We start from the raw sequence: 18140 nt of genomic DNA on the forward strand, positions 1-18140 counted from the left end.
ATCGCGCCAGCATGGGGTGCTGGAGGTCGTGGGTTCGAATCCCGCCATCCCGACTAAAAATGAACTGAAAGAGGGCATATCTGAGCGGTTTTATTACCGCAGGGATATGCTTTTTTGTTTACGGTAGTAAACACCCCTTATGGATATAATTTCAATTTATTTAAATATTTAAAGATGGAGTTAATTTTGTAGCAACCTTTAAGGTTTAGATGCCGTAGAGAGTTTAGTTTAAATCAATTTAAACTAAAAACATACCATCAATTACTATGAAAAAACAAACATCTTTACTAATTATGGCGCTGTTGTCCATAACGGCTGGCTGTAAAAAAAACGAGGATATTAAGACCGCAGTTAATCAGGCTGATATTTCAAAATTGCCTTTGGTTACGGCCGCGGCCACAACCGGCTATCTTGGAGTTACCTGTGGTTATCAATACAGTGATCAGCTGACCGGACCGTTAACCTATCCGGGCCAGCAAAACATATCACTTTATAATCCGGATCCTAAAAATCCTAATAATACCTGGGACGATTGGATTTCTCAATTAATTCAGGCAGGAGTTGATTTTGTTTGCCCAAACCTAACCGGCGCTAATGCCGATTTTGATGACACGCCCGCCAATATCGCCCCGATGATTGCCGCTATAAATAAACGCGGATTACAAAATCAGCTCAAAGTTGCCGCTTTTGATGACAATGCTGCTTCATGGTGCGCTATGTGGAATTATGCCAACGGCCGAGGGCATGGGTACGACAAGCCATTTGATATCAGTAAACCCGCTAACTGGAAATTTATTTACGAGCAGAACTATAAAATATTTTTCAAGACGGTGCCGGATGCCAACCGATTTAAAATAAACGGAAGGCCTGTTATTATCATTTGGACAGGAAGCGATTTTTTTATTGCCAACATGCAGGGCAATGCCTCAAAGGCAATAACCTACGTGCGCCAGAAATGCCAGGCAGATTTTGGCTTTAATCCATACATAATCCTTTCGCAGGATTTTTTTACTAACGATACTACATGCCTTGCTGCGGGTATAGCCGATGCTAAGGAAGATTGGTTCGGAGCCCCGAATACTTCCTTTTCTTTAGATAAATTCAGATCGGCTTCTGTTGGCGTAGTAGCGTCGCAGTTTGCACATCCTGGTGAAGACGTTTATATTGATCCTAAACACGGTAATACACTTGAAACCGGATTAAACCAAACAGTAGGTGCCGGCGCGCAGCTTACCTTATGTGAAGGCTTTACCGATTATGAGGAAGATGCCGCTTTATTTCGTGTGCGTAATATAGATGACAATGGAAAAACACTGACTTATGCACAAACTGGTTATGATTATCCAAACCAGCGGCTTGGCATACTTCGGAAGCATAGCCGGAACCCATTTCCGACTACTTTAAGACTTGAGGCAGAAGGTTGTGACTATTTTGGAGGAGCAGCCGGTGGTAAAGGGAAAAAGAACTTTTATCGAAACGGTAATATTGCTATAAATCCGACTACTGATCCGGAAGGTGGAGCATTTGAGGTAAGTTCTGTTCAAAAAAATGAATGGTTGGAGTGGAGAAGACTACCTTTTAATAACCATATGAGTATCCAGGTTCGGCTGGCCAATCCACTTTCTAATATGCAGGCACATTTGATTATTGATGGTGTTGATAAACCAGCTAAGAAACTACCAAATACAGGAGCTGCAAATAAATGGACCCTTTTTGATTTTGGCGACCTCGGCGCTTTTTCAAAGTCATATCATAATGTTCGCATAGTTTTCAATACGGGTGGAGTTCAAGTTAACTGGATAATGTTAACCTCTCATTCCTAACCCATTGGCCAAAACAAAAAAAGGATATTGGGCTGCTTTGTCCAATATCCTTTTTTTGTTTTTCTTAGTAAGTATCTTCTTTGGTTAAATAGGTTATTTACTTTGAGAAAATAAAAGAAATACTGTCTTTTACTACTAAGCCGCTCATATTTTCGCCAACGTAGATAATAGTGTACTTGGAGGGCTGTTTTAAGGCATAGCCTTTTACCAAATCAACAGAGGCGGATAAACTGTCCTTCGCGTTTACTTTAATGTAACTGCTTGCCGGTGGCGGCATCATTCTTTTAGCCATTGCACCTTGATATTGCATTTCCTGACCGGTTTGGTCTTTAACTTCCAGGTATTTACTCATTAAGGGCTCAAATGGGGTATGCCATTTGCAAAACTGCTGAGCGCTGTCGGCATTATTGTAAACCGTAAATTTCATCAAAACAGAATCGCCTGCTTTGATGGTATCTTTCATGCTCATCCGGGCAAATAAAGGCGCGGCTGCGGCTGAATCTTCATTGGTGGTTTTGGGTTTATTAACACTGCAGGAAGAAAGCGCTATTAAAGCAGCGCCTAATATTAATAAATTGTTTTTCATACAGCTAAGTTAATAGTTTGTTCAATCAATATCCATCGGGCTCATTTACTTTACTGTTATCAAATGGTTATAGGTATCAAAAGGGTATTTTACGAGTTTAAGGGTATTCATAAACGCTCTTTTTTATTGATATAGATCAATGCGCAAATCATGGCCAATTAATTACTTTTGCGCAAAAACAAGTTCTTTACTTTATTCTTCATCAACCAGTATAGGTTTTACTTAATTGTAAATTAATAGGGAACTGTGTGCAAATCACAGACTGTCGCGCAACTGTAAGTAACACAACCAATTTTTGCCATTTTATGCCCACTGTTCTTTTTACGGAATGGGAAGGGCGGCAAAAATGTTATAAGCCAGGAGACCTGCCATACTGTAATTGACAATGCTTTCGCGGAATGGAGCAGGAATGGTCAATGCGCTAATTATGGGTATCCTGAGCCATAATTATTTGCGTGTACAGCTTCTTTCTCATCTCCTCGTAGCATTGCGAAGTTTAGCTAATGGACTTTAACTGACTTATTCATTTAAAAACATTTACCAAAAAATGCTAACACAAAACCAGGGCTGCCCGCGTATTGACAGCCTGTGCGAGTTGAACAAGGGTTGCACAAACAAAGCCCCACAACACCAAAGAAGCCAAACAGGAACAAAGATCCTCCAGCAGTCAAAAATGCTGCTGTTAATGCTACTCTTGCTTTGCAGCGGCAATGTGCTTTTTGCACAGCAACACAGCTTTGCGGGCAAAATTATTGACAGCGCTACCCGCGTACCGGTTAATGGTGTAACCATTACCTTAATGCCCGGCAACCACGTAGATATTACCGATGTGAACGGTAATTTTTATTTTAAAAGTACAGGCCCTGCCAAAACAATTACTATATCAGCCGTAGGTTATCAAAAAAGAACCGGTGCAATAAATGATTTTAAAAAAGATAAAATATTTGCTATTGTTTCGCAGCAAACCCAATTATCAGATGTAGTGATCTCGGGTAACTCGGTAAACCCCTACAAGGCACTCAGCGAAATGGATGTTAAAATGCGCGGGGTATCCAATTCGCAGGAAGTATTGCGGATGGTTCCCGGACTATTCATCAGCCAACATCAGGGTGGCGGTAAGGCAGAACAGATATTTTTGCGTGGGTTTGACAATGACCACGGAACGGATATAGCCCTTTATGCCGATGGTATGCCCATCAACATGGTTTCGCACGCGCACGGGCAGGGCTATGCAGACAGCCACTTTATTATTCCCGAAACTATTGAAAAAACCACCTATAAAAAAGGGTCATACGATGCCGAAAAAGGCGATCTGGATGTAACCGGTGCGGTAGATTTTCATACTGCCAATGCCATCAGCCAGAATATGTTTAAAGTAGAAGGAGGGCAGTTTAACACCTTTCGGGTTTTAGGCATGGTAAATTTACTGGGCGAAAAGGCCAAGGCTAAAGATCAGTCATGGTATGCGGCTTCAGAATATCGATACAGCGATAGTTATTTTGATAATGCGCAACATTTTAAACGCTTTAACTTTTTTACCAAATATCATGGCAAGATCTCTGATAATAATTGGTTAACGGTAAGCGCTTCTACACTTTATAGTAGTTGGTTTGCATCAGGCCAGATACCGGAATATGCGGTAAACGAAGGTAGGGTCAACTATTTTGGTGCGCTCGATCCGAATGAAGGCGGCGTAACTTCACGAACCAATGTTAATGTACAATTGCTGACAACCCTGGGCGAACATGATCTGCTAAAAAACCAGTTATATTACTCCCGGTATAAATTTGATTTGCACAGCAACTTTACCTTCTTTTTAGTAGATACTGTAAACGGCGATGAGATCAGGCAGCGGGAGGCGCGTAATTTATATGGTTACAATGGGAGCTATTTTCATGAGGGTTATTTAGGCGATGTAAAAATGACAACGGATGTTGGTATTAATGCCCGGCTGGATGCTACTGATAATTCTGAATTGTTACATACTGTTAATCGCTACACCCTGCTTAATCCTATCAAAATGGGCGATATCACCGAGTTTAGCGCAGGGGCATATATCGGCGAAACCTTCAAGTTTAACCCGAAATTTACCTTAAACGCGGGCTTGCGTTTTGATCAGTTTTATTATAAATACAATAACAAGCTGGCAAGCGACACCACATTGCGTGGTGTAGGTGTTTACAAGGCCAATAATAATATTATTAGCCCCAAGCTGAACTTTTACTATCAGGCAACAGATAAAACGCAGTTTTACTTATCGTTGGGCAAAGGTTTCAACTCCAATGATACCCGTGTTGTGGTAGCCACAGGTGGTTCTGAGGGTTTGGCGGCGGCCTACAATGCAGATTTGGGAACGGTATTTAAGCCTGTGAAATCTTTATTGATCAATACCGCTGTATGGTATGGTTATTTATCTAAAGAGTTTGTTTATGGTGGCGATGGCGGTACGGTTGACTTTAGCGGACGTACTCAACGTATAGGTTTTGATTTTTCTGCACGTTACCAGCCGGTATCGTTCCTTTTCTTTGATGCCGATGTGAATTATGCGCACGGCCGTTCGTTAGATGATCCAGCCGGGCAAAATTATATTCCGTTGGCACCGGTATGGAGCAGCACGGGTGGGGTTACCTATTTAAGCAAAAGTGGTTTTAATGGCAGTTTGCGCTATCGCTATTTGAGCGACAGGCCAGCTAATGAGGATAATAGCTTAACCGCCGTAGGCTATTTTGTAAACGATCTGGTGTTGAACTATACGCAGCCTAAATATGAAATAGGTATAACCATCAATAATCTGTTTAATGTAAAATGGAAAGAATCGCAGTTTGAACAGGAGACCCGTTTAAGGGGGGAAGCACCGGTGGATGGTGTTGCGTTTACGCCTGGTACTAAATTTGCCGCCGTGGCGCATGTGAGTTACTTTTTTAAATAGATCATTATCCACATCCCCGGCACTTGGCCGGGGATGTGGGTTTTTAACTTAAAGCCATTTACTGAACCAGTCAAGCGTCATTTTTGAATGCTGTGGCGTGGTAGTATGCGGCAGGTTTGGGGCAATATCCATCGTTATTTTATCCGTGGCGTTTTTGGAAGCATAAGCTGTCCTGGCAGATTCAAACGCGATATTAGCGCCCGGCAGCGGGCAGTTCTGATCCTTTTCGGTGCTTAATATCAGCAAAGGCCTGGGAGCTAATAGTCTGATCATGGATGGGCAATCAAATTCACCGGTTATACCAGGTAGTAGCTTGTCCCAAAGGGCTTTCACATTCTTTTTATTAAGTGATGAATCGCCCAGATCTTTAGCGGCTTGTAAATGCGCCCCGCGAATAGTACCTGCACGGCCCTGCCATTTATCATTTTCAAGCGACCACTTGAAGCTTTGTGCCGCTATATCCAACACCACTACTTTTATTCGGGTATCAACAGAAGCCGCCATCCAGGTTTCAATACCACCCATTGATATACCACCCATACCAATACGATCGGCCGCTACGTCGGGTCTGCTTACCAGGTAATCGGTTACACGCCACAAGTCGTACGCGGTATCAAAAAAGAAGGGATGGGTTTGGCTGGTTGGGTCGGTATTATGCCAGGCTTTGGTAACAGCTTCTACGTATTCTTTTGAGCCATGTGCGCCCCCGGCAACGCGAGCGCCATGATAGCGGGCATCAATGGCCACGCCTATTATGCCCCTTTTACTAAGCTGATATAGCGTTTTTTTGATGTCTTTGGAGTCTTTGGATCCACCGGTACCATGCAAAAAAATAACCGCGGGGAATGCTTTTGCTTGTGTAACCGGTTTATAGATGAGCATAGGCACCCTCTCGTCCTTTTCACTGTATATATAGCCGGTTTCAATAATAACCGAATCAGTTTTATTAGTTTGAAAAGACGCCCTGGCCGCAACCCTTGGTCTGTTTAATAGTTTTTTAAAGTCGGCCGCAACCTTGTCTTCTGCTTCATATGGTGTTTGTTGGGCAAATAAGCTTGCAGAACATAATAATAACCAGGTGCAGATGAAAAGCGTTTTGTATCGTAATAACATAGGAGATAGAGGTTGATCCTTGATTTTAAGCTAATCGGATACAAGATAGGTGATGAATAGGCGCTTAAATCAAAGGATCAAAAATTTTACACAAGCGCCTACTTCTTTTTGTGGCCGAATAACCAAGCTGGTATGGCATCGCTGGTGTATAATTCTGAGTAAACGTCATGATTAAGGTGATCAATTTCCCAGAATTTGATGTGTTGGGCATGCCGCGATAATAGTTCTTTATACAACTGTTTGTCGCTGGGTATTGGGTTTTCCGTATCGGCATTGCCATGAATAAGCCATAACGGTATTTGAGCAAGCTTATCGGTATAATTAAAATCAGGTATGCCCGAAACAGATACAGCGGCAGCAAACAGATCCGGACGTAGGCCTAAAGAATTAACTGTGGAGGATGCGCCCATAGAAAAACCGATAACATATATCTGTTTTACATTTATCGGTAAAACTTGCTTTAGGGAATCAATTAGTTGTAAAGCCTGCGATAGGGAAGGGGCCGGCACAGATGCAAGTACATTTCTATCCCTATCTACATAATAATTGGATGACCGTTGCGGAAACTGTGGTACTACTACATAAGCCGGGTATTGCTTGTGTGTAGTGGGCTTAGCCCATAATTTGGCCAAAACGCCCAGCTGGCTTACGTTATCGGTGCCGATAGCACCAGAGCTATGTAACACAAGTACTAATGGGTACTTATCCGCTTTGCCCAATTTTACCGGACGCAACAGCCGGTAAGGAATAGTTATATGGTTGTTACCGGTAAAAATAAACGATTCAAACAAATCATTATTTATAGCATGCGAGAGGTTGCTTTTAAGTTTTACCACCGAATCAGCACTAACGGTTTGGCTGATTCTGTAATACCCGGTTTCTTTTTTGATTCCAGCGCAGGCAGTTAAAAGCAATAGCCAGGCTGTAAAAAAGAAATAGATGGGTTTAGTCATATAGCAAAGTTATTTGTTTAACTATGATATGACAGGGTAGCAGAAAAAATTTTGCTTAAATAACAGAGTTGGGAGCGACTGCTAAGTTTGCAGCAATTGAACAATAGATAGAACCCAAAGTAGGTGTGAACTTGTATCGATAAAAAAAACGCTTACATCCTGAATCTTAACGACACAGAGCGGCCAAGTGCCTGGGCAAGTTCAGGATCAATCAGTGGTCCTTCGCCCATTTGTATCCATGCGCCGCGGGCATCCTTCTGAAGGATGATTTTCTCACCATTTAGCAATATTTCAAGCTCAGTTGTTGCTTTGTTGATCGGTGTTGTATTGATCTGATAAACGTGGTCGGTATCGTTATATGTTATCCTTAGTGGCAGGCCCATCTTTTTCTCCTCGGGGTAAATATACAATTGTTGGCAATAAAAATTGCATTTTAAAGAAAATTGAGCGGTAATTTTTGTGTCGGCACATCCTGATCAGAAGGAGTTACCTATACAAACAGGTATTATTAGGTTGCAGTTAATGTACTGTTATTTAAGCCGCAAGCTGGTACTCTACCTTTTCAATCAGGTTGCTCATACCAAAAGGTTTATGCAAAATATCATCAGGTGTAGCTATTTGCTGAATGGATTGATCGGCGTCATCATTATAGCTACAAATGATCACCGGGAGAGCCTGCGTGGCTTTGTTACGTTTTAAAAGGCGGCAAATATCAACGCCATCAATTCCAGGCAATAGCGAGTCAAGAATTACCAAATCGGGGTGATTTTGGTTAATGTTCGTAAATATATGGTCGGCCTGGTTAAGGGCTATTACATCATAGCCCTTGCCGGTTAAGATATATGACATGACATCTGTCATTAACTCGTTGTGGTCCACAATTAATATTTTCTTTGCCATCTTTATAATCTCCCGGGTTTAGATATACAAAGTGCATGCCATTGATTTTCTTGAGGTTATAGATGCGGAAGTGTACTGAAAGAAGGGCAATAATGTAAATAGAAAGGCCTATTATCACAGTCGCGAAGAGCAGCGTGATAACAGGCCTGATAAAAATGTAGGAATTAAACGTGGATAAACAGCTCTTCTTTCGGTCTGCGTACTTTTATCATTTTGCTATAATGATCATCTTCTGCACGGAAGCCAACGGCTGCGATAACTGTGGTAGTTAAACCTTTTTCTTTCAGTCCCAGTATTTCATCAAATTTCGCGGCATCAAAACCTTCCATAGGTCCGGCATCAATACCCATATCGGCAGCGGCGCTTAACAGTACGCCTAAAGCTACATAAGCTTGTTTGTGTGCCCAGGCCAAATTCTGTTCTTCCGTACGGTTACCCAATGCGCCTAAAACAACTTGCTCATAACCTGCAAGGCTTGCACGATCAACATTGCGTACCGAAGCAACAAGGTCAATGAAACTCTTACCAAATTGCTCATCAAACTTAGTTACCGACGCGAAAACAAATAAGGCATCGGCATCTGTAATTTGAGCCTGGTTATAGCCGGCTGCTTTTAATTTTTCACGGGTTTCAGCATCCTTAACCACAATAACTTTAAAGGGTTGCAAGCCATATGAAGTAGGGGCAAGCTGAACGGCGCTCAGCAGGTTATCTAATTGTTCGGTTGTTATATTTTTGCTTGGATCAAACTTTTTAACGGCGGCACGCCATTGTAATTTTTCTATCAGTGACATAATTGTATTGTTTTGCTGTTGTTAGAACAAATTTAAATGTTCAAACAAAAAATATAGTCACCTGTATGTAAATTAGATGTTTAAACATCTAATTGTTTGAAGAGTTATAAATTAGCCTTTGCCTTTAGCTCATCCTCTTTATCGTCCTGTTCTTTTCTAAGCCTGCGTTTTTCCTGTCGTATTTCTTTGCGGGTTTTTCCTGCTGTATCAATATTATCGATCTTCAGTTTATATTCCTGCTTCAGGGCTTCAACCTGGTCTTTCAGTTTTTCTTTAGCCGATTTTTCTTTCAGCTTTTCTTTTTCCTCTTCACCCTTACCTGTAGTATCTTTTTTACCGAATAAACGTTGGAAAAAGTTAGGCTTCTTGGTTGGGTCTTCCAGTGCCGGCATAATCTCATTATCGTCGCCGCCTTGCTTCATCAGGCTATCGGCCGTAGCGGTATCAACAGGAGCAATGGCGCGGCGCAGGCCTTCCCTCAACCTTACCGAATAAAAACCATAAGCATTGGTGTCACGTTGGGTATAACCTTTTTGAGCCATCAGCTTACCAATCAAATTAAAGTAGCCATGCAGGCCCGGCCTCAAAGTACCATCAGGCTGAAATGCATACAGGCCGCCTTTAGGGTATGGCACAATGCTGGCCAGGTAAATACTCTCGCCCAGGGTAAGTTCAGACGGCGACTTGCCAAAATAATAGTGCGATGCTTCTGATATGCCGTATATGTTACGGCCCCATTCAATAATATTGAAATAAACCTCCAGCATGCGGTTTTTACTCATAAGGCGATTATTCTCGATGATCCATACGATCAGGATCTCTTCAATTTTGCGGGAGAGGGTTTTTTCTTTGCTCAGATAGGCGTTTTTAACCAGCTGCATAGATATACCGCTACCGCCGCGCTTAAATTTCTTGTCTTTAAAATCAGTTACTATTGATTTACGGATGGCTTCTTCCACAAAGCCATGATTGTTGTAAAAGGATGGGTCTTCGGCTGTCATTACCGCGTTGCGTAGGGTTGGTGCAATTTGTTCAAGCGGTGTAAACTCTGGGTTATCGGGGCCAATCAGGTGCGGAGCCATTGGTTTTCCCTTTTCGTATGGCGTGTAAACAAAAGAGCTATTAAGCTTTGTAAGGTCGGTTTTGCCATACTTAATGATCCTGAAATTATCCTTGCTCAGCCTGGAATCAAATTGCAGATCGTCCAGCTTGGATGAATCCATATAAAAGTTTAATGCATAATTCAATTTACCGGCCACCTGTATACCATTAAGCGCATCAAACATTCCCGATGGGAACGCGTCAAAGATATCGGCAGCGTTGAGCCAGCCGGTATTGATCTTCAGTTCATAAATTTTAACCGGGTTAAGGGTGTATTTAATGAATGGATGAGCAGTTAGTTTTTTAATGTGAATGAGCGAAGAACTATCAACCGATACATAATTGCTGCCAACAAAAACATTGGCATCAATAGAGGCATCCGGAAACTCAATATTATCAGATGATAAAGCCGGATGATGAATCAGCAGGTTATGTACCGCCCATGAGCCATAAATTTTTGTTTCGCCACCGCCATGCTCTACTTTGGTCAATTTAGTGCTGATGGTATCAAAATTTAACTTAAGCCTGAATTTTTTCTCGATGATCGGTAACTCTACCTTTTTTCCATCGGCATATAATTTTACATCAATATCCTTATCTGACGGGTGCATTTTACCGGCAACATGCCAGGTAGCCGCTCCATTATCTACATCAATGGTTGAGGTTAGGTTACCATCCTTGATCATGGCACTTTTAGCAAGTAGCTTAAGCCGGGTGCTGTCATCCCTGAAAGCAATTGAAAAATTGCTGAGCGCCAGGTTATCGGGAATTTTATACAAGAGCTCGTTAATGAGGTGGTCAGACAGATCGGCCAGATCAACCTTGGTATGCGTAGCGGTAGTATCCTTTTTCTTTTTAAACAGGAAGTCAAAGTTTTTAACACCTTTAACGCTGGTCAGGTTTATAAAACCGTCCTGCAGTATTACATCGGCCAGTTTAATATCGCCAACGGCCAGTGGCAGCAGCTTAACACTTACTACCAGCGTTTTGATATTCAGCAGGCTATCGCGCTGATCGGGTACTATGGTTACATCGGTAAATGATACGGTGCTGGTGCCGGTAAAGTGCGCCGAGCCTATTTTTACATCTAAATTATAATCCCTTTTGGCTTTTGCTTTAGCTTTGTCGATAGCTTTTTGAAGCAACGACTCACGTTTTGAATAGGTGGTGTACCCAACTATTAAAAAAATAACTAACAAGGGTACCAGTATAAAGGCGGCTATGCGTATATATTTAGGATTAAGGCGCTTCATGTGTAAATTTTTCCAAAACTAAACTAAATCTTATCCCCTGCAAACGGTTGTTTCTGCAAATTGTTTCTTAAACCAACGTAATCAACAGCCTGTTTTCATAAATTTGCCACAATATTATGATAATTACTAAAGAACAAGTTTTACAAGCCCTGGGTAATGTAGAAGAACCAGACCTGAAAAAGGACCTGGTTACCCTGAACATGATACAGGATATTCATATAGATGGCAACAACGTTAGCTTTTCGGTTGTATTAACAACCCCGGCTTGCCCCCTAAAAGCCTTAATTGAAAATGCCTGCCGTAATGCTATCAGCCATTTTATAAGTAAAGAGGCGGTGGTGAGCATTAACATGACATCAAGGGTTACCACGCAAAAAAATACAGGTGTACCTGGTGTTAAAAATATAATAGCCGTAGCATCGGGCAAAGGCGGGGTTGGTAAATCAACCGTGGCGGCAAACCTGGCTTTAGGACTGGCCAAAGCCGGTGCCAAAGTAGGTTTAATTGATGCTGATATTTATGGTCCATCGGTACCTATTATGTTTGGTTTGGAGGGCGCGCGCCCGCAAGCAAGTACTGTTGATGGCAAAACCCGCATTGAACCTATTGAAAAATATGGCATTAAGCTGCTTTCCATAGGCTTTTTTACAGACCCTAATCAACCTGTGCCCTGGCGCGGGCCAATGGTATCAACCGCGGTAAAACAATTGTTTAACGATGCCGACTGGGGCGAACTGGACTACCTGGTAGTTGACCTGCCTCCCGGAACCGGCGATATTCACATTACCGTTACGCAAACTTTCCCGGTTACCGGTGCTGTTATTGTTACCACGCCGCAAAACGTAGCACTTGCCGATGCTAAAAAGGGGATAGGTATGTTTTTAATGCCGGCTATTAATGTGCCGATATTGGGTGTGGTAGAAAACATGTCGTACTTTACACCAGCCGAGCTGCCCGAAAATAAATATTATATATTTGGTAAAGGCGGCGGCCACAAACTGGCCGAACAACTGGATGTACCATTTTTAGGGGAAATTCCGTTAGTAAAGGGTATAAGCGAATCTGGCGATGCCGGTAAGCCAACCATAATGGACGAGGATGGCCCAATGACCAACGCCTTCCTGGAGATGGCCAGCCGCGTAGCGCAACAGGTAGCGATATCAAATGCAAAAGCATTGATTGGATAAGGGACTTTAGGACTAAGAGACTTTAAGACAATGGATAAAAGATTTAGGAATAAAAGAAATGGTTGATTTTTCAACCATCTTTTTTTAAGTCCATTGTCTCATAGTCCAAAAGTCTTTTGTCTGTCAAAGACGATAGATCCATAAAAAATATTGTAAATAATTAAGTAACTTTACTTTTGTTATAAATTAGTAAAAATGAGTTTATTAAGTCAGGTAGAAACAGCTTTAGATACCATCCGTCCGTATTTGGAGGCTGATGGCGGGAATGTTTCGATTGAGGAGATTACCCCAGAGGGTGTAGTTAAGTTAAAATTATTAGGTTCATGCGGATCATGCCCAATGAGCATCATGACGCTTAAGGCAGGCATTGAGCAGGCTATAAAAAAGGCGGTTCCTGAAGTTACAGGCATTGAGGCTATTAACTTAACTGATATTGACGATCCTAACGCGGTACTCCCCGAAAATTTGAGATAGTGTTAAGTATTGTTAAAATGCCCCGCATAATAAGGCATTAACGTACTTTTGAATTAGTTTTGAAACTTTTTCCGGCAGGGGAGTGTAATATATACGGAAAGGGCGATTGGTTTATGAAATATTTAATAGCCATATTATTTTTGTTTGCAACGGCAGGAGTTTTTGCTCAAAGCCATGACGATAGACCTGTGGTGCAGTTTACAGGTGTTGTGCATAATGCAGATAGCGTTAATGTTATAGTGCCTTATGTAACTATTACCAATACGTCTGGCCGTAATTCCATTAACCAATCAAACTATAAAGGTTATTTTTCATTTGTTGCCCATGAGCAGGACACCTTGCGGTTTACTTGCGTGGGTTATGGTACATTAACCGTTGTAATACCGGCAAAAGTACCCAACAGCAGCTATACCATGCAGGTTTTGCTGAAACCGAAAATTATCAACCTGCCTACTTTCCACGTGTTTCCATGGGCCACTACTGATGAGTTTAAAAAAGATTTTCTGGCTATAAAACTGGCCGATGATGATCTGGAGATTGCCCGCAAAAATATCAGCCGCACATCACTGGTTGCTTTAGGTAACATATTGCCGCGCGATGCTCAGGAAATACAATCGGCTACAGCCCAGAGTATGCACACCAGCATATTAAATTCCCATTCATTAACGCCCAATCCGCTGCTTAATCCGCTGGCCTGGGGTAGCTTAGTAAAGCAGATAACAGATTCTGATAATAAGAGCAGTAGTAACTAAGTTTTAAGAAATTCTGAGTTTTAAGTATTGAGTTTTAGTTTCTCTTGACTTAATAGGGAATGATGAGTATCGTATACTCAAAACTCATCACTCACAACTCACAACTAAAATTTATCTGCCTTTTTTAACAGCCGGGAATTTCATTTTGTAATCTACGTCAACCATCCCTTTTGAAATATCGTTCAGTTTCTTCTCAATAAGGCGTCTGCGTAGCGGGCTTAGTTTATCAGTAAATAATTTACCTTCAATATGGTCATACTCATGCTGAATAACGCGGGCTGCTAAACCTTTAAAGCTTTCAACATGGTGTTTCCAGTTTTCGTCATAGTACGATAGTTTTACAATCGGCTTGCGGTAAACATCTTCGCGGATATCAGGAATACTCAGACAGCCTTCGTTAAAACCCCATTCTTCGCCCTCTTCCTCTAAAATGGTAGCGTTAATAAATGCTTTTTTAAAGTCTTTCAGGTCGGGTTCATCATCGCTAAATACAGAGGCATCAACCACAAATAAACGCATAGACATGCCAACCTGAGGGGCGGCCAGCCCTACGCCATGTGCGGCATACATGGTGTCAAACATGTTTTCAACCAGCTCTTTAATGTGCGGGTATTCATCAGGTTCAATTGCTGTCGCTTTTTTCCTTAAAACCGGATCTCCGTAGGCTATGATAGGGTATTTCATTGTGCAAAAATACAGGTTTATTATTATTTAGGCTCAAATTTCAATGTAATTAGCCTGTCAATATCAAAAATTTCGTTGCTTATTTCCAATAATTGATCAGCAGTAACGGCATTTATCTTATTAAATACATCTTCGAGCGTATCAATATGGTTAAAATCAAGCAAACTTTTGGCCATTGAAATAATAAGGCTCATCCTGTTTTCTTCGGCAAGGGCTATCTGGCCAATAAATTTTTCTTTGGCCTGATGCAGCTGTAATGTACCCAGTTTTTGATCGCGCAGTTTCTTTAATTCCTTATGAACCAGGCGCGAGGCCTTTTCGGCTTTTTCAGCATCGGTGCCATAGTAAATAGAAAAAATACCGGTATCAGTAAGCGCCGTATAGTTTGATTCGATGGTGTAGGCGATGCCGTATTTTTCGCGGATCTCAAGGTTGAGCCTGCTGCTCATGCCCATGCCGCCTAACAAATTATTCAGTAGTAATAAACCATTTTTGTGCTTATGCGATGATGAATAAGCTTGGTTACCTATAATACAGTGTGTTTGAGAGATGGGCTTTTTAACGATATGTACACCGCTTTGATTAGCAGGTGGCGTGGTCCGGTTTTTTATAGACGGGTTTACTGCAACATGGCCAAAATATTTTTCCGATAATTTGATGATCTTCTTGAAATCATAAGTGCCATTAACGGCGAAGATCATTTCAGATGGACTATAGTTGGCGCTAATAAATGCCCGGATATCATCGCCGTTCATTTTACCTACAGACTCTTCTGTGCCCAGGATGTTTTTGCCCATTGGGTGATTGGCAAACAGGAGTTCTTCAAAATCATCCTGTATGGCCTCTTCAGGTTGGTCAAGGTAGGAGGCGATCTCGTCCAGTATCACTCCTTTTTCTTTCTCCTGCTCATCCTCAGGAAAGGTGGAGTGAAAAAGAATATCCTCAAACAGATCCATAGCACGCTCCAGATGCTGGCCAAGTAATGAGGCATGTATACAAGTATATTCTTTAGTGGTATAGGCGTTAAGGTCGGCGCCAACCAGTTCCAGCCGGTTTAGTATTTGACTGGTACTGCGCCGTTCAGTTTCTTTAAACAGCAGGTGTTCAATAAAATGAGCCAGACCCTCTTGCCCAGCGTTTTCATCACGCGAGCCAGCGTTTACAATAAAGCAACAATGAGTAATGGCAAACGGAGCGTGTTTATACAATATCCTGATGCCGTTTGGTAAGGTGTAAGCCTGATAGTCTATCATGAGGTGTAAATATAACGTTATATACGTTACAATTATTTTCATGCTATTGTACCCTATTTATACTATTTTAGGCCAAAAATTGTATAACAATTACCACGTTGCTTTACAATAATTTAATACCTGAACATCTTAATACCCCTACCATGAAAATTAAAATTTCTGACCTTGAGTTTGAGCCCCTCATTAACAAAAATGTAATAGCCGAACGAATCAAGACCATTGGACAACAACTTAATGCTGATTATCAAAAAAGTACCCCCATATTTGTTGGTGTGCTGAATGGCAGTTTTTTGTTTATTGCCGACCTTATGAAACACATTGACATCCCCTGTGAAGTTGCCTTTACCAAGCTGGCTTCTTATTACGGTGGCACCACAAGCAAACTCAAAATTCGCGAGGATATTGACTTGATCGTAGATATCAAAGACCGCGATGTAATAATTATTGAAGATATTGTTGATACCGGAAATACGCTTAATTACCTGGTTGATAAATTAAAGCAACGCAAACCGGCATCTATCAGCGTGTGCTCGCTGCTGTTGAAGCCTGCAGCGCTGCAAAAACCTATTGAAGAGCTTAAATATGTAGGCTTTGAAATTGAAAACGAATTTGTAGTTGGCTATGGCCTGGATTACCAGGAGCTGGGCAGAAATTTGAATAGCATTTATAAGAAAGTGTAATGAAACTGGGGTAGGTATTCTAATAAATATTCTACCCCAGTTTTATTATTTATTAAGCCCCTTTGACTTAAAGCTTTTAAGTGCTTTATTCTTTTCTTTCAATTCTTTCTTGACTTGTTTAATGTCATCATGAATAGGTAGTTGTTCGGGAGTTATATTGTTAATATCAATCATTGCTTGTCTCACCTGTCTGCCAACTGTATGAGCTGCACTTTCTAACCTTGATTGGCCAGATACATTTTCGTTTCTTATTTTTAATTCGGTTTGAGTTATCCTAAATAAATTTGCTGCTAACTCATCTTTACCCATAAAATCAAGTAAGCTTCTTTTTTCATCGATGCGGCGTACTAATTTTAATTGCTTAATGTTTTTGTTATACATTCCCATGTATCCGGCGTTTTGAAAGAATGCATAATTCTTTACTCCTGCAGAAAATGCCACACCACTTAATGTTGATTCTCTTTCAGATACTTCACCCCGTATTTGTAGCCGTTCTACTTTTTCTGCTTCTATCTGATAATCTTGAACAGCACCAGCTAATGCGGCAAAATAAGCTTGTGCTTTAGCCACTTGTGGCATTTTTATATTGCCGTTCATTGATACTAAATAACAGGCAAATCGGGAGAGTTTAAAATCAGGAATAAGCTTTCCGTTAAGCTCAATCATCCTTGCCTCAAAATTTCCCATTATAGGGATATTTAAAGTATTGCAGGTAGTCATTGCTTTGCTGATCACTTGGTTAAAAGTATTCCAATTTAGATAGCCCAAGCATTCCATTAATTTCCGTGCACTCCAGTATGTAAAACCGTTCTCATTTGAATGATTTTCAAAACTTTCTTTAGTTTCATCAAAGTGAAAAACCTCTATATCTGCCATAAATTTTAATTATCTAAATATAATTAAAAGAGCTATTAATTGTATAAAAAATATGACAAAGGTACAGTTTTTACTCATTGTTTAATGAAACAATGTACAATATGCGGGTTACTTCTGAACTGACGTAAATATAATTTAATCAACCCCAACCATCCCTGCTATCTCATTTAAAAACAATACGGCCTGATCAATACTATTAACACCCTCGATGCTTAAGCGCAGGGTGTTTTTTACTTCTTTGAGGTTGGTGCGGCGCATGTTTGATTGTACAAACGTAAGCACATTACGGAAAGCATCTGATTCAAAGTAAGCCGATTGCTGGTTGCTGATAAAATACCCTCGCAGCACATTCTTTTTAAGTGAGATTTTCTCGAAACCGATAGTTTTGCCCAGCCATTGCAGGCGCATGGTGTTCAGCAGGTCGTGAACCTGTGGCGGTATTTTACCAAAACGGTCATGCAGCTGTTGCTGAAACGCTGAAAGTTCCACTTCGTTCTCCAGTTTGGATAATTCGGTGTAGAGGTTATAACGTTCGGCAATATTGGTTACGTATTCGTCGGGAATTAGGATCTCGAGGTCAGTATCTATCTGGGTAAAGGAAATAAACGGGCGGGGCTTATCATCAGGGAAAACACCTTTAAATTCGTCCTCTTTAAGTTCCTGTATAGCTTCGTCCAATATTTTATGATACATGTCGAAGCCTATTTCGGCAATAAAGCCGCTTTGCTCGGCACCCAGCAGGTTGCCACTGCCGCGGATGTCCAGATCGCGCATGGCTACGT

17 protein-coding genes and 1 riboswitch are annotated in these 18140 nt (G+C 41.2%); of the genes, 6 read left to right on the top strand and 11 right to left on the bottom strand.

All coding sequences use genetic code 11. The features are described 5' to 3' along the window. Window positions 1-266 precede the first annotated feature (266 nt). A complete protein-coding gene (locus AAGC65_RS18475) occupies window positions 267-1823 on the top strand; it encodes a DUF5010 domain-containing protein (protein WP_343113943.1) in 1557 nt (518 codons plus the stop codon). A gap of 97 nt (window positions 1824-1920) precedes the next feature. Here AAGC65_RS18475 and AAGC65_RS18480 read toward each other — a convergent pair whose 3' ends face one another. After that, window positions 1921-2409 carry a protease gene (locus AAGC65_RS18480; RefSeq protein WP_343113944.1) on the bottom strand — a complete coding sequence of 163 codons (489 nt, stop codon included), beginning with the start codon at window positions 2407-2409 and terminating at the stop codon, window positions 1921-1923. Between the two features lie 196 nt (window positions 2410-2605). Continuing rightward, window positions 2606-2797, top strand: a riboswitch (cobalamin riboswitch). A 159-nt stretch (window positions 2798-2956) separates the two neighbouring features. Between AAGC65_RS18480 and AAGC65_RS18485 the strand changes: the two genes are divergently transcribed. Next, complete coding sequence (locus AAGC65_RS18485) at window positions 2957-5338, top strand: TonB-dependent receptor domain-containing protein (protein ID WP_343113945.1); 2382 nt, start codon at window positions 2957-2959, stop codon at window positions 5336-5338. 48 nt (window positions 5339-5386) lie between these two features. Here AAGC65_RS18485 and AAGC65_RS18490 read toward each other — a convergent pair whose 3' ends face one another. The 6 genes from AAGC65_RS18490 to AAGC65_RS18515 all read right to left on the bottom strand — a co-directional run bounded on the left by AAGC65_RS18490 (window position 5387) and on the right by AAGC65_RS18515 (window position 11452). After that, a complete protein-coding gene (locus AAGC65_RS18490; protein WP_343113946.1) occupies window positions 5387-6451 on the bottom strand; it encodes an alpha/beta hydrolase in 1065 nt (354 codons plus the stop codon). Between the two features lie 98 nt (window positions 6452-6549). Beyond that, window positions 6550-7404: a prolyl oligopeptidase family serine peptidase gene (locus tag AAGC65_RS18495; protein WP_343113947.1), complete on the bottom strand. Its 855-nt coding sequence runs from the start codon at window positions 7402-7404 to the stop codon at window positions 6550-6552. 152 nt (window positions 7405-7556) lie between these two features. After that, the gene (locus AAGC65_RS18500) at window positions 7557-7787 is read right to left on the bottom strand and encodes a hypothetical protein (protein WP_343113948.1); all 231 of its coding nucleotides are present in this window, start codon (window positions 7785-7787) and stop codon (window positions 7557-7559) included. Window positions 7788-7938: 151 nt separating this feature from the next. Continuing rightward, on the bottom strand, window positions 7939-8304 hold the full coding sequence (locus AAGC65_RS18505; RefSeq protein WP_343113949.1) for a response regulator: 366 nt from the start codon (window positions 8302-8304) through the stop codon (window positions 7939-7941). A gap of 164 nt (window positions 8305-8468) precedes the next feature. Further along, a complete protein-coding gene (locus tag AAGC65_RS18510) occupies window positions 8469-9098 on the bottom strand; it encodes an NAD(P)H-dependent oxidoreductase (protein WP_343113950.1) in 630 nt (209 codons plus the stop codon). A gap of 104 nt (window positions 9099-9202) precedes the next feature. Continuing rightward, window positions 9203-11452 (bottom strand): biosynthetic peptidoglycan transglycosylase, encoded by a 2250-nt coding sequence (locus AAGC65_RS18515; RefSeq protein WP_343113951.1) that lies wholly within the window; start codon window positions 11450-11452, stop codon window positions 9203-9205. A gap of 116 nt (window positions 11453-11568) precedes the next feature. Here AAGC65_RS18515 and AAGC65_RS18520 point away from each other — a divergent pair, with 116 nt between their 5' ends. The 3 genes from AAGC65_RS18520 to AAGC65_RS18530 all read left to right on the top strand — a co-directional run bounded on the left by AAGC65_RS18520 (window position 11569) and on the right by AAGC65_RS18530 (window position 13865). Continuing rightward, window positions 11569-12639 (top strand): Mrp/NBP35 family ATP-binding protein, encoded by a 1071-nt coding sequence (locus AAGC65_RS18520; RefSeq protein WP_343113952.1) that lies wholly within the window; start codon window positions 11569-11571, stop codon window positions 12637-12639. A 195-nt stretch (window positions 12640-12834) separates the two neighbouring features. Continuing rightward, window positions 12835-13113: a NifU family protein gene (locus tag AAGC65_RS18525; protein WP_166095485.1), complete on the top strand. Its 279-nt coding sequence runs from the start codon at window positions 12835-12837 to the stop codon at window positions 13111-13113. Window positions 13114-13226: 113 nt separating this feature from the next. Further along, window positions 13227-13865, top strand: a complete 639-nt coding sequence (locus AAGC65_RS18530) for a hypothetical protein (protein WP_343113953.1) — start codon at window positions 13227-13229, stop codon at window positions 13863-13865. 111 nt (window positions 13866-13976) lie between these two features. On the opposite strand, the gene def is transcribed toward AAGC65_RS18530, so the two are convergent. Together def and AAGC65_RS18540 are read right to left on the bottom strand one after the other, a co-directional pair. Then, a complete protein-coding gene (def, locus tag AAGC65_RS18535; RefSeq protein WP_343113954.1) occupies window positions 13977-14549 on the bottom strand; it encodes a peptide deformylase in 573 nt (190 codons plus the stop codon). Between the two features lie 23 nt (window positions 14550-14572). Next, window positions 14573-15799 carry a pitrilysin family protein gene (locus AAGC65_RS18540; protein ID WP_343113958.1) on the bottom strand — a complete coding sequence of 409 codons (1227 nt, stop codon included), beginning with the start codon at window positions 15797-15799 and terminating at the stop codon, window positions 14573-14575. A 146-nt stretch (window positions 15800-15945) separates the two neighbouring features. Between AAGC65_RS18540 and hpt the strand changes: the two genes are divergently transcribed. Continuing rightward, window positions 15946-16482, top strand: coding sequence for a hypoxanthine phosphoribosyltransferase (hpt, locus tag AAGC65_RS18545; RefSeq protein ID WP_343113955.1), 537 nt, complete (start codon window positions 15946-15948; stop codon window positions 16480-16482). Between the two features lie 45 nt (window positions 16483-16527). On the opposite strand, the gene AAGC65_RS18550 is transcribed toward hpt, so the two are convergent. Further along, window positions 16528-17358 (bottom strand): hypothetical protein, encoded by an 831-nt coding sequence (locus tag AAGC65_RS18550; protein ID WP_343113956.1) that lies wholly within the window; start codon window positions 17356-17358, stop codon window positions 16528-16530. A gap of 135 nt (window positions 17359-17493) precedes the next feature. After that, the coding region (locus AAGC65_RS18555) for a TRCF domain-containing protein (protein WP_343113957.1) at window positions 17494-18140 on the bottom strand (647 nt) is incomplete at its 5' end.

Origin of the sequence: Mucilaginibacter sp., from assembly GCF_039207105.1 — a bacterium.
GTDB lineage: Bacteria > Bacteroidota > Bacteroidia > Sphingobacteriales > Sphingobacteriaceae > Mucilaginibacter.

Bases quoted from the DNA above. Each gene is read 5' to 3' on its own strand.
- AAGC65_RS18475 (WP_343113943.1), top strand. From the start codon at position 267: ATGAAAAAACAAACATCTTTACTAATTATGGCGCTGTTGTCCATAACG.
- AAGC65_RS18480 (WP_343113944.1), bottom strand. From the start codon at position 2,409: ATGAAAAACAATTTATTAATATTAGGCGCTGCTTTAATAGCGCTTTCT.
- AAGC65_RS18485 (WP_343113945.1), top strand. From the start codon at position 2,957: ATGCTAACACAAAACCAGGGCTGCCCGCGTATTGACAGCCTGTGCGAG.
- AAGC65_RS18490 (WP_343113946.1), bottom strand. From the start codon at position 6,451: ATGTTATTACGATACAAAACGCTTTTCATCTGCACCTGGTTATTATTA.
- AAGC65_RS18495 (WP_343113947.1), bottom strand. From the start codon at position 7,404: ATGACTAAACCCATCTATTTCTTTTTTACAGCCTGGCTATTGCTTTTA.
- AAGC65_RS18500 (WP_343113948.1), bottom strand. From the start codon at position 7,787: ATGGGCCTGCCACTAAGGATAACATATAACGATACCGACCACGTTTAT.
- AAGC65_RS18505 (WP_343113949.1), bottom strand. From the start codon at position 8,304: ATGGCAAAGAAAATATTAATTGTGGACCACAACGAGTTAATGACAGAT.
- AAGC65_RS18510 (WP_343113950.1), bottom strand. From the start codon at position 9,098: ATGTCACTGATAGAAAAATTACAATGGCGTGCCGCCGTTAAAAAGTTT.
- AAGC65_RS18515 (WP_343113951.1), bottom strand. From the start codon at position 11,452: ATGAAGCGCCTTAATCCTAAATATATACGCATAGCCGCCTTTATACTG.
- AAGC65_RS18520 (WP_343113952.1), top strand. From the start codon at position 11,569: ATGATAATTACTAAAGAACAAGTTTTACAAGCCCTGGGTAATGTAGAA.
- AAGC65_RS18525 (WP_166095485.1), top strand. From the start codon at position 12,835: ATGAGTTTATTAAGTCAGGTAGAAACAGCTTTAGATACCATCCGTCCG.
- AAGC65_RS18530 (WP_343113953.1), top strand. From the start codon at position 13,227: ATGAAATATTTAATAGCCATATTATTTTTGTTTGCAACGGCAGGAGTT.
- def (WP_343113954.1), bottom strand. From the start codon at position 14,549: ATGAAATACCCTATCATAGCCTACGGAGATCCGGTTTTAAGGAAAAAA.
- hpt (WP_343113955.1), top strand. From the start codon at position 15,946: ATGAAAATTAAAATTTCTGACCTTGAGTTTGAGCCCCTCATTAACAAA.
- AAGC65_RS18550 (WP_343113956.1), bottom strand. From the start codon at position 17,358: ATGGCAGATATAGAGGTTTTTCACTTTGATGAAACTAAAGAAAGTTTT.